11 protein-coding genes are annotated in these 10,728 nt (G+C 72.5%); 3 read left to right on the top strand and 8 right to left on the bottom strand.

Annotated features, from left to right (window positions below; all coding sequences use genetic code 11):
• Window positions 1-154: 154 nt before the first annotated feature.
• Entirely contained in the window at window positions 155-724 is a 570-nt protein-coding gene (locus tag FLM69_RS10005; protein WP_255502814.1) for a TetR/AcrR family transcriptional regulator, read from the top strand.
• 13 nt (window positions 725-737) lie between these two features.
• On the opposite strand, the gene FLM69_RS10010 is transcribed toward FLM69_RS10005, so the two are convergent.
• From FLM69_RS10010 to paaZ, 3 genes are all read right to left on the bottom strand, one after another.
• Complete coding sequence (locus FLM69_RS10010) at window positions 738-1,682, bottom strand: hypothetical protein (protein WP_141844084.1); 945 nt, start codon at window positions 1,680-1,682, stop codon at window positions 738-740.
• 115 nt (window positions 1,683-1,797) lie between these two features.
• Entirely contained in the window at window positions 1,798-2,730 is a 933-nt protein-coding gene (locus tag FLM69_RS10015) for a 3-hydroxyacyl-CoA dehydrogenase (protein WP_060973751.1), read from the bottom strand.
• A gap of 138 nt (window positions 2,731-2,868) precedes the next feature.
• On the bottom strand, window positions 2,869-4,989 hold the full coding sequence (gene paaZ, locus FLM69_RS10020) for a phenylacetic acid degradation bifunctional protein PaaZ (protein ID WP_141844085.1): 2,121 nt from the start codon (window positions 4,987-4,989) through the stop codon (window positions 2,869-2,871).
• A 274-nt stretch (window positions 4,990-5,263) separates the two neighbouring features.
• Here paaZ and FLM69_RS10025 point away from each other — a divergent pair, with 274 nt between their 5' ends.
• Window positions 5,264-6,256, top strand: a complete 993-nt coding sequence (locus FLM69_RS10025; RefSeq protein ID WP_141844087.1) for a DUF559 domain-containing protein — start codon at window positions 5,264-5,266, stop codon at window positions 6,254-6,256.
• Window positions 6,257-6,439: 183 nt separating this feature from the next.
• Window positions 6,440-6,877, top strand: coding sequence for an aspartate 1-decarboxylase (gene panD / locus FLM69_RS10030; protein WP_010080090.1), 438 nt, complete (start codon window positions 6,440-6,442; stop codon window positions 6,875-6,877).
• Between the two features lie 22 nt (window positions 6,878-6,899).
• Here panD and FLM69_RS10035 read toward each other — a convergent pair whose 3' ends face one another.
• The 5 genes from FLM69_RS10035 to FLM69_RS10050 all read right to left on the bottom strand — a co-directional run bounded on the left by FLM69_RS10035 (window position 6,900) and on the right by FLM69_RS10050 (window position 10,540).
• On the bottom strand, window positions 6,900-7,394 hold the full coding sequence (locus FLM69_RS10035) for an SRPBCC family protein (RefSeq protein WP_141844089.1): 495 nt from the start codon (window positions 7,392-7,394) through the stop codon (window positions 6,900-6,902).
• Window positions 7,394-7,522 carry a hypothetical protein gene (locus FLM69_RS11620; RefSeq protein ID WP_255502815.1) on the bottom strand — a complete coding sequence of 43 codons (129 nt, stop codon included), beginning with the start codon at window positions 7,520-7,522 and terminating at the stop codon, window positions 7,394-7,396. The genes FLM69_RS10035 and FLM69_RS11620 overlap by 1 nt, the downstream gene beginning before the upstream one ends.
• Before the next feature lie 114 nt (window positions 7,523-7,636).
• Entirely contained in the window at window positions 7,637-8,524 is an 888-nt protein-coding gene (locus FLM69_RS10040; protein ID WP_141844091.1) for a 3-hydroxyacyl-CoA dehydrogenase family protein, read from the bottom strand.
• 8 nt (window positions 8,525-8,532) lie between these two features.
• Window positions 8,533-9,318: an enoyl-CoA hydratase/isomerase family protein gene (locus FLM69_RS10045; protein ID WP_141844093.1), complete on the bottom strand. Its 786-nt coding sequence runs from the start codon at window positions 9,316-9,318 to the stop codon at window positions 8,533-8,535.
• Between the two features lie 4 nt (window positions 9,319-9,322).
• Entirely contained in the window at window positions 9,323-10,540 is a 1,218-nt protein-coding gene (locus FLM69_RS10050) for a thiolase family protein (protein WP_141844095.1), read from the bottom strand.
• Window positions 10,541-10,728 lie beyond the last annotated feature (188 nt).

The following is a 10,728-nucleotide window of genomic DNA, read 5'->3' on the forward strand; positions in this document are numbered from 1 at the left end:
TCTATTCATATAATCATTTTATTTTCTTCTACCTACTTCTTTCTAGTACATCGTTATGAATATCTTCAAGAGCCGTGTTACTTGTTTAATCTTGTTTTCAATGAACTGCAGACACTGAAATTCCTCCCTTATGCGCTCGTCGGCAGCGTCAGATGTGTATAGGAGCCAGCTGCTGGCCGAGTGCGTCGAGCTCTTCAACCGGCACGGCTACGAGGCGACGTCCATGGGCATGCTCGCCACCCACCTGGGCATCTCCAAGTCCGCGATCTACCACCACGTGGAGTCCAAGGAGGCGATCCTCGACCACGCGGTGACGGAGGCGCTCGACGCCCTCGAGGCGTGCCTGGACGATGTGGTGGCCAGCGGGTCCGACGCCGGCGCGCAGGTCGAGGCGGCCATCCGCGGCACGCTCGGGGTGCTGGCGGAGAAGCAGCCCGAGGTGACCCTGCTGCTGCGCCTGCGCGGGAACTCGGCGGTCGAGGTGGCCGCCGTCGAGCGTCGTCGTGAGATCACCCGGCGCTTCGGGGACCTGCTCGAGGCCGCCCAGGCCGCGGGTGCGGTGCGCTCCGACGTGACCCCGCGCAACCTCGCCCGCCTCGCGCTCGGCATGATCAACTCGATCGTCGACTGGTACCGGCCGGATCGCGGCGTCCCCGGCCAGCAGGGACCGGGCCAGATGATCGACGCCGTCACGGGCGTGGTGCTCGGGGGTCTGCGGGGCTGAGGGGCCTCTGTCCTCAGCCCTCGCCGTCGAGCGAGGCGAGCACGTCGGTCACGATCGAGGTCGCACGGTCCTCGGCGTCCGCGGGCACCCCGCCGTCCGCGTCGGCCTGGGCCACGGCCACGGTGCGGGCGCCGTCCTGCACGGCCGTCAGGTGGGAGTAGACGGACCCCCCGGGGGCCGGGAGCGCCGTGTAGGCGGTGCCGCCCTCGTGTTCGGTCCGCGTCACGCTCTCCACGTCGAGCCCGGCCAGGTCCACCCCGGTGCAGGCCTGCGCCGCCGCTCGGGCGTCCTCCAGGGCGGCGCGGGCGGCCTCCTCCGTGGGGTACACGGTGACGCGCACGCCGAGCGGAGTGACCTCGGTGTCGGGGGACGCCGTGAAGGAGGGCGCCGGCGTCGTGGTGGGCCCGCCGCCGGTGGTGGCGGCCGTCTCCGGCTGGGCCGTGAGCCCCAGGTCCGCCGCCCCGGCCTCGGCGTCCCGCTCCAGGGCGGAGCGTGTGGCGTCCAGGCAGGCCTGCTGTTCCGCGCTGCGGGTGGGCGCCGGGCTCGCGCCGGCGTCGACCGTCTGCTCCAGGCCGTCGGCCCGCTGGCGCAGCTCCGTCTGCCGCTCCAGCGGCGAGGCGGCGCTCAGCCCCACCTCGGACCCCGGCCCCGCGGCCCGCTGCACGGCGGCCTGCACCGCCAGGGTCCGCTGCCCATCCAGCGCGGCGGGCATCTCGAGGGACAGGCTGCCCGAGGCGGAGGCGCTGGCCGTGCTCTCCGTGGAGGCGCTGGCCGCGGGTGACGTGGGGGCCGTGGAGCTGCTGGCCGCGGGCGACGTGGACGCGGACGAGGCCGCCGTCGTCGTGGACGACGCCGACGAGGGGGCGGGGGAGGAGGGCTCTGCGCCGCCCGCGCACCCGGCGAGGGCGAGCGCGCCCACGGCGAGGGCGCCGAGCAGGGGGAGTCGGGAGGTCGTCATGGCCCGACTCTACGTGCGCTGTGACGGATGCCACAAGGAAGCGGCGGGGGCATGCGTCGGGGCCGCCCGATGCGTGGTGCGCACCGGACGGCCCCTGATCCGTCAGCGGAGGAGGTCAGCCGAGCGGGGTGTCCTTGTCGCCCAGGTTCCAGTCCTCCACCGGGCCGAGGTTCTCCCCGTCCGGCCCGTAGCGGTAGAACCCCTGGCCGTCGGCCACGCCGCTGTGGCCCTCGGCGATGCTCTTCTCCAGCAGCTCGGCGAAGCCGCGCTGCCAGTCGGCGCCCGCGTTGCGGGAGACGTTGGCGGCCACGTGGAAGCCCACGATGTCATAGGTCTGGAACGGGCCGCGCTCGTTGCCGGTGGCCACGCGCCAGGTGCGGTCGATGTCCGCCGGGTTGCCCACTCCGTGCATGTACAGCTTGGAGCCGGCCTGCAGCCACGGGATGAGCAGGGAGTTGAGGAAGTAGCCCGGGATCTCCTTGCGCACGTGCACGGGGACCATGCCGGTCTCCTCGGCGAACTGCAGGGCTCCCGCGACGGCCTCCGGCGAGGTGGCGGCGGTGCCCATGACCTCGGCGGTGTTCTGCGCCCAGATGCGGTTGGCGTAGTGCAGGGCCAGGAAGCGCTCCGGATGGCCGCTGGCGTCGGCGAAGTCCGAGGGCAGCAGGGAGGAGGTGTTCGTGGCGAACAGGGTCGTGGCGGGGGCGAGCTCGCCCACCTGGGCCCACACCTTGCGCTTGAGCTCCAGGTTCTCCGGGACGGCCTCGACCACGATGTCCGCATCCGCCAGGGCCTCGCCGAGGTCCGAGGTCGGCGTGATGCGGGCGATGGCCTCGTCGAAGCGCTGCGGGTCGTAGCCCTCCCCGAGGTCCGCTTCGTAGCCCTGGCGGATCCACGCCCAGCGGCGCTCGATCCCCTCGAGGGCGGCGGGGACGGCGTCGTAGGCCATCACCTTCTTGCCGTGGTACGCCGCCTGCATGATGATCTGCGAACCCAGCACGCCGGTGCCCAGCACGGCGACCTGCTCGAAACGGGTGAACTCGGACATGTGTGTCGACCTTCTTCTCTCGCGGTCCGAATGGGACGTACAGGTGAACGCCCCGGGCACGCTCCTTGTTCCCGGGGACGACGACGGGCCGCCCGGCGCGCAGCGGGCGCACGGGACGGCCCGTCGAAGCAGGGGGGCTCAGCCCTGGGAGGTCTCGGACGGGGCCATCGGCCAGGTCTTGGCCACGAGCGTCAGCACGTCGTACTGGGCGCAGAGCTCGTCCTTCTGGTTGTGGATCCGGCAGTCCCAGGCCACCTCGCCGTACTCGTCGCTCACGCGCGGGGTGATGCGCTTGGCCGTCAGGGTCACGCGGATGGCGTCGTCGTAGGTCACCGGCGTGATGAAGCGCAGGTTCTCCAGGCCGTAGTTGGCCAGCACCGGGCCCGGATCCGGGGCCACGAACAGCCCTGCGGCCCACGAGACCAGCAGGTAGCCGTGGGCGACGCGACGCGGGAAGAACGGGTTGGCCATGGCGGCCTCCTCGTCCGTGTGCGCGTAGAACTTGTCCCCGGTCTCCTCCGCGAAGTCCGTGATGTCCTCGAGGGTCACGGTGCGCAGGCCGGAGGCGAACTGGTCGCCCACCGTCAGCTCGGCCAGGGACTTGTAGAACGGGTGCACGGCCGTGCCGGCCTCCACGTCCTCGCGGGTCACCGTGTGGGCCGCGGCGCCCGGATGCCACACGCCGGTGATGGCGGTGAGCATGTCAGGGGAGCCCTGGATCGCCGTGCGCTGCATGTAGTGCTTGACGGCGCGGACACCACCGAGCTCCTCGCCGCCGCCGGCGCGGCCGGGGCCGCCGTGGATCAGCACCGGCACGGGGGCGCCGTGACCGGTGGTGGTCGTGGCGGTCTGGCGGTTCAGGACGTGCACGCGGCCGTGGTGGGCGCCGATCCCGGCGGCGAACGCGCGGGCGATCTCACCGTCGTTCGTGGCGACCGTGGCCACGAGCGATCCCGAGCCCAGGGCGGCCAGGGCCACGGCGTCGGCCACGTCCGTGTAGCCGATCACCGAGGTGACCGGACCGAACGCCTCGACGCTGTGCACCTCGGGGGTGCGTGCGTCCTCGAAGGTGAGCACCGTGGGGGCGAAGAACGCGCCGGACTCGGCGTCGGCGTCGCCGGTCGAGCCCTCGGGGCCGCCGAGGCGGACCTGACCGCCGGCGTCGACCAGGCGCTGCACCGCGCCGCGGACCTCGCCCTGCTGCTCCTTCGAGGCCAGGGCGCCCATGGTGGTGCCCTCGACGCGCGGGTCGCCCAGGACGACCTTCGCGGCCAGGCGCTCGGTGAGGGCGGCGGTCACGGCCTCGACCCGGTCCTGCGGGACGATCACCCGGCGGATGGCGGTGCACTTCTGGCCGGCCTTGACCGTCATCTCCTGGAAGACGGCCTTCACGAACGCCTCGAACTCGGGGGACTCCGGGTCCGCGTCCGGGCCGAGGATGGCGGCGTTGAGGGAGTCGGTCTCCGCGGTGAAGCGGACGCCGCCCTCCTGCACGTTCGGGTGCTTCTTCAGCGTGGCCGCGGTGGCGGCGGAGCCGGTGAACGCGACGTGGTCGCGGTAGTCCAGGTGGCCCAGCAGGTCGCGGGCGGAACCGGAGATCAGCTGGATCGAGCCCTCGGGCAGCACGCCGGACTCGAGCATCAGCTCGACGCACTTCTGCGTGACGTAGCCGGTGGGGGTGGCCGGCTTGACCACGGTGGGCACGCCGGCGACGAAGGCCGGGGCGAACTTCTCCAGCATGCCCCACACAGGGAAGTTGAACGCGTTGATCTGCACGGCCACGCCCGGGATGCGCTGGTAGATGTGCTCGCCGATGAAGGAACCGTCGCGGGAAAGGGGCTCCACGTCGCCGTCAATGATCACGTTGGAGTTCGGCAGCTCGCGGCGGCCCTTGCCGGAGAACGTGAAGAGGGTGCCGATGCCGCCGTCGACGTCGAAGGCGTGGTCGCGCTGCGTGGCGCCGGTGGCGAAGGAGACGTCGTAGAGCTCCTGGACGCGGGAGTTCAGGTAGAGCGCGAGCTCCTTGAGCTTGAGGGCGCGCTCGTGGATGGTCAGCTCGCCCAGGGCCTGCTGGCCGACGGTGCGCGCGTGCTCGATGGCGGCGGCCGTGTCGAGGCCGTCGGTGGAGACGCCGGTGAGGCGCGCGCCGGTGTTCGCGTCCGTCACGTCGGTGACCTTGGACGGGTGCGACGGCGTCCACCAGCTGCCGGCGACGTAGCTGGGGAGGATCTCCGGGAGGGAGGGGGCGGTGACGGTCACGAGGTCTCCTGGTGTCGGGGGCACGGACGAGTCCCGACCGATCGGTCGGTTATTGGTCCTCACCCTAGCCGAGACGTGGATCACGCGGGAGGGGGAGCCGGGCGGGTGACGTCGTCGTGGAGAGGGCCTGGCGGCGCAAGCCGTGGCGCCGAAGCCCGCAGACGCGCCGCTACGGCCAGGACGTAGCGGCGTGTCTGCGGGCCTCGGCGGGGCGTCGTCCACAGATCCCGGCGGACGACGACGGCGGCCCGCCCGGATCGGGCACGCTCGGCGCATGCCCCGCTCGCCCGCGCCCCTGCCTCCGATGCGCTGCGGACTGGACGGCCTCCTCCGCGCGCCGACGGTGTTCTCCACCCCGGCCGCGCGCGAGGCGGGCGTGAGCGCGGCCCGGCTGCGGCGCGGGGACGTGGTCTCCCTCGGCTGGGGGCTCTGGGGCCGGCGCGGCGTCGAACCGGACCCCATGGACCACGTGCGGGCGCTGCAGGATCTGCACCCCGAGGGCGTGTTCAGCCACGTCACGGCCGCCCGGGTGCTCGGCCTGTGGCTGACCGGGCCGCTCGCCGCCGACCGGTCCGTGCACACCGCGACCCCGCGCGGCCACGGCACCGCGTCGAGCCGGGCCGGGATCCGCTCACACCGCCTCCGCGCCGACGCACCGGTGCGGATCGTGGACGGGGTGCGCGTGACCGCGCCGGGGTGGACCTTCGTGGACCTCGCCGCGCAGGCCGGACCGCTCGAGCATCTCGTCGCGCTGGGGGACAGCATGGTTCGGACCGCCCCGACGGAGGCCCGCCGCCGCCGGCTGCCTCCCGGGGTGACGGACGTGGCCGAGCTGCGCGCCGCCGTCGAGGAACGCGGACGGGTGCGCGGGATCCGTGCGGCCCGGGAGGCGCTGGAGCTCGTGCGCCCCGGGGCCGACTCGCCGCAGGAGAGCCGGCTGCGGGCGCGGCTCGTCCTGGACGGCGTCCCGGAGCCCGCAGTGAACCCGTGCATCCGCCTCGCCACGGGACAGCGGCTCCGCGTCGATCTGGTGTGGGCGAACGCCAAGGTGGCCGTCGAGTACGACGGCGATCAGCACCGCACGAATCGCCGGCAGTGGCGTGAGGACCGCGAGCGGGACGCGGCCCTCCGCGCGGAGGGGTGGGAGGTGATCCGGGTGACCGCCGACGTGTTCCGGCCGGGGCACTGGGAGCTGTTCGTGCGGCAGCTGCGGGGCCTGGTGGCCGCGCGGACGCCGCCGGGCCGAGTGCCGCCGTCGTGGATCTGACCCGCCCAGGCCCGCAGACGCGCCGCTACGGCCAGGACGTGGCGGCGTGTCTGCGGGCCTCGACGAGAGGGGCGGGAGCCTCGGGCCGGCGTCGGCCCCTGCCCCTCGTCTCCGGACCGGCGTAGAATCGAGCACCGGTCCTCTCGGACCCGACCCACCCCCTCATCCGGAGAGTTCTGCCGCATGCTGCGCACCATGTTCCACGCCAAGATCCACCGGGCCACCGTGACCCAGGCGGACCTGCACTACGTGGGCTCCGTGACCGTGGACCAGGACCTGCTGGACGCCGCGGACATCCTCCCGGGCGAGCTCGTGTCCATCGTGGACGTCACCAACGGCGCGCGACTGGAGACCTACACCATCGCGGGCGAGCGGGGCTCCGGCGTGCTCGGCATCAACGGCGCCGCCGCCCACCTGGTGCATCCGGGGGACATCGTCATCCTCATCGCCTACGGGCAGATGGACGACGACGAGGCCCGCCACTTCCAGCCCAAGGTCGTCCACGTGGACGCGGACAACAGGATCGTGGAGCTCGGCATCGACCCCGCCGACGGCCTCCTCGACGGCCTCTCCCGCCCGCCGCTGTCCCGCGAGTGGAACGAGGCGCAGGCCGAGCTCTGAGCCGGCCTGGGGCGCCGGGCCGTCATGGACGAGCCCTTCGAGCGGGATCAGCGGTCGGCACGGCCTTCGCCCCGAGCGCCCGACGCGCGGAGCGCATCGCGGCCGCGTGGCTGAGGCCCATCGCGGTGCGGGCGCCCGGCACGCGGGCCACGGCGCGCATCCACGGCGAGGTGAGCACCACCTCCTGCTCCCACACCACGATGCAGTGCGGCGCGTGTCCGGCCGGGGCGCCGTCGTCGTGGACGGTGACCCGCACGGTGCCCGTCAGGTCCCCGCTCAGGTGCGCGACCAGAAGGCCGCGGGCGCGGTCGTCGATGAGACGCTCCATCGTCAGACGCACCGGCACGAACCCGCGCAGCCGGACGGCGGCGCGGTCGGGGCCCAGGCGACGGACGCGCGGGACGGCCGGCCACCAGCGTGGGTAGCCGGCCGGGTCGGCGAGCAGGGCCAGCACGGACCGGGCGTCCGCGGGGACGGCCCAGCGGTGGGTGAAGCGGAAGGGGCGGTCGGCCGACATCAGGCCCGGCCGAAGGTCTCGGGGTCCACGGGGCGCGCGGCCCGGCTGAGCCAGAGCCGCTGGTCCAGGTGATGGCCGGGCGTGTTCGCCACGGGCAGGGCCGTGCGCAGCAGCGTGGGCTCGTCCATACCCGTCACGCTAGCCGCGCCGCCCCGCACTTTCGAACGTGATATCGGGGGAATGGGCGCTTTCGAACGGGAGATAGGCCCTATCTCCCGTTCGAAAGCGCCTGCCCCGGGGGCTCAGCGGTAGTCGAAGAAGCCCTTGCCGGACTTCCGGCCGAGCTCGCCGCGGGCCACCATGTCCCGCATGAGCTGCGGCGGGGCGAAGCGCTCACCCAGCTGGGACTCGAGGTACTCCGCGATGCCCAGGCGCACGTCCAGGCCCACGATGTCGGTCAGGGCCAGCGGGCCGACCGGGAACTTGTATCCCAGCACCATGGCGGCGTCGATGTCCTCGGGGGAGGCCACGCCCTCCTCGACCATACGGATGGCCTCGAGCGCGATCGCCACGCCCAGGCGCGACGAGGCGAAGCCCGGGGCGTCCTTGACGACGACGGGGGTCTTGCCGAGCCCGCGGACCCACTCGGTGGACAGGGCCTGGAGCTCCGCACCGGTCTGCTCGCCGATCACGACCTCCACGAGCTTCGAGGCGGGCACCGGGTTGAAGTAGTGCAGGCCGCAGAAGCGCTCGGGGCGCTGCAGATGCGTGGCGATCTCGTCGATGGACAGGGAGGAGGTGTTGCTGGCGAGCCAGGCGTCCTCGCGCAGGTGGGCCTCGACGTCGGTGAGCGCCTCGATCTTCACCTGCATGTCCTCGAACACGGCCTCGACCACGAGGTCGCAGCGGGCGAAGTCGGCCCGGTCCACGGTGACGGTCAGGCGCTGCGCCCACTCGTCCAGGTCGCCGTCGATCTTGCCGCGCTCGAGGGAGGCGGCCAGGTCGGCCTCGATGCGCTCCCTGGCGGCCTCGGCCGACTGCGGGTCGCGCTCGACGACGACCACCTCGGACGAGCCGGAGACGAGGAACGCGTGGGCGATGCCGCCGCCCATCCGGCCGCCGCCGAGGACGCCGACGACGGCGGGCACGGAGGACGGCGCGGCATCAGGGGTGTGCTGCTGATCGGTCATGTCAGTCCTCACTTCTTCTTGCGGTCGAGGAACGCCTGCATGCGCTCGAACTTGGCCTCGGACTCGAACAGGATGGCCTGCGCGATCTCGTCCACGTGGGGGTGGGCCTCGCGGGGGAGGTGGAAGACGCGCTTGGACAGCCGCACCGCCAGCGGGTCCTGCTGCGCGATGCGGTCGGCGAGGGCGTCGGCGGCGTCGAGGAGGGCCTCCGGCTCGTGCAGCTCGGTGACGAGCTTGAGCTCGAGGGCCTCCTGCGCGTCCAGGATCCGTCCGGCGAGCAGCAGCTCGAGGGCCACCGGCTCACCCACCAGCTCCTTGAGCCGCCACTGGGCGCCCGCAGCGGCGGTGATCCCCAGGCCCGTCTCGGGCTGGCCCATCTTCAGCGCCGGGGTGGCGATGCGGAAGTCGGCCGCGTAGGCCAGTTCCGCGCCGCCGCCGAGGGCGAAGCCGTCGATCGCCGCGATCACGGGCATGGGCAGTCGGTGGATGCGGTCGAAGACCTGCGAGTTCACGCCGCGCAGGGCGTCGTCGCGGCGGCGCTCGCGCAGCTGTCCGATGTCCGCGCCGGAGGCGAAGATGCCGGAGAACGTCCCCGGCTCGCGCTTCGACTCCACTTGGGTGCCGGAGATGATCAGGATCTTCGGCTCGCGTTCGAGGTGGGCGCAGAGCTCGTGGAACTCGTCGACCATGGTCTGGTCGATCGCGTTGCGCGCGCCCGGGCGGTCCATGCGCGCGTGGACGCGGTCCTCGCGCTCCTCGACGCGCAGCGCCGTGAAGTGGCTGAAGTCGGCCATGCGCTCAGACCTTCTCGACGAGCATCGCGGAGCCCTGGCCCACGCCCACGCACATCGTGGCCAGGCCCCTGTCCGCGCCCTCGCGCTCCATCCGGCCGAGCAGCGTGACCACGAGGCGCGAGCCCGAGGAGCCCAGCGGATGGCCCAGGGCGATCGCGCCGCCGTCGGCGTTGACGGTCTCCGGGTCCAGGCCGAGGCGTCGCATCGAGGCCAGGGACTGGGTGGCGAAGGCCTCGTTGAGCTCGACGGCGCCCAGGTCTGCCACGGACCAGCCGGAGCGCTCGAGGGCCTTCTCGGTGGCCGGGACGGGGCCCAGGCCCATGATCTCGGGGGCCAGGCCCGCCGAGGTGGACTCCACGACGCGGGCCCGCGGGGTCAGGCCGTACTTCTGGGCGGCCCGCTCGGAGACGACGAGGATCGCCGAGGCGCCGTCGTTGAGGGAGGAGGAGTTGCCGGCGGTGACCACGCCGTCCTTCTTGATGATCGGGCGCAGGCCGGCGAGCACCTCGGGGGTGGAGCCGGGACGGGGGCCCTCGTCCGTGTCCACGACCGTCTCGGCGCCCTTGCGGCCCGTGACGACGACGGGCACGATCTCGTCCGTGAAGCGGCCGGCCTCGATGGCGGCCAGCGCACGCTCGTGCGAGCGAGCGGCGAAGGCGTCGGCGTCCTCGCGGGTGATGCCGTCCACCTCGCCGACCTCCTCGGCGGTCTCCGGCATGGAGAAGGTGAACTTCTCCCCGAACTCGCCGTCCGCGAAGCGGGGGTTCACGAAGCGCCAGCCGATCGCGGTGTCGAAGGCCGCGCCGGGCTTGGCGAACGCCGTCGTCGGCTTCTCCATCACCCAGGGGGCGCGGGACATCGACTCCACGCCGCCGGCCACGACGACGTCGGCCATCCCGGAGCGCACCATCGCGGTGGCGATGCCGATCGCGGACATGCCGGATGCGCAGAGACGGTTCACGGTGATGCCGGGGACGGTGTCCGGGAAGCCGGCCAGCAGCCAGGCCATGCGGGCGACGTTGCGGTTCTCCTCGCCGGCGCCGTTGGCGTTGCCGAGGATGACCTCGTCCACGACCGACGGGTCGATGCCGGCGTCCTCGATCACGGCCTTGATGGTCAGGGCGGCGAGGTCGTCGGGGCGGACGGAGGAGAGGGCGCCGCCGTACTTGCCGACGGGCGTGCGGCGACCGCCGACGAGCAGGGCCTGGGACTGTGCGGACATGGAGACTCCTTGAGTGACCGACGACGGGGCGGGGCGGGCGCGGCGAATTACCGACCGTGCGTTCAGGGTCAGTATCCCGGGCCTGTCTCTTATACCCCTCTAAAAAAAAAAAAAAAAGAAACACTAGACGCACGACGATGGCGTAGAAGCACAGAATATGGCCTAACATAATACATGATAGCATGTGA

This window comes from Micrococcus sp. R8502A1, assembly GCF_006704135.1.
GTDB classification, from domain to species: domain Bacteria; phylum Actinomycetota; class Actinomycetes; order Actinomycetales; family Micrococcaceae; genus Micrococcus; species Micrococcus luteus.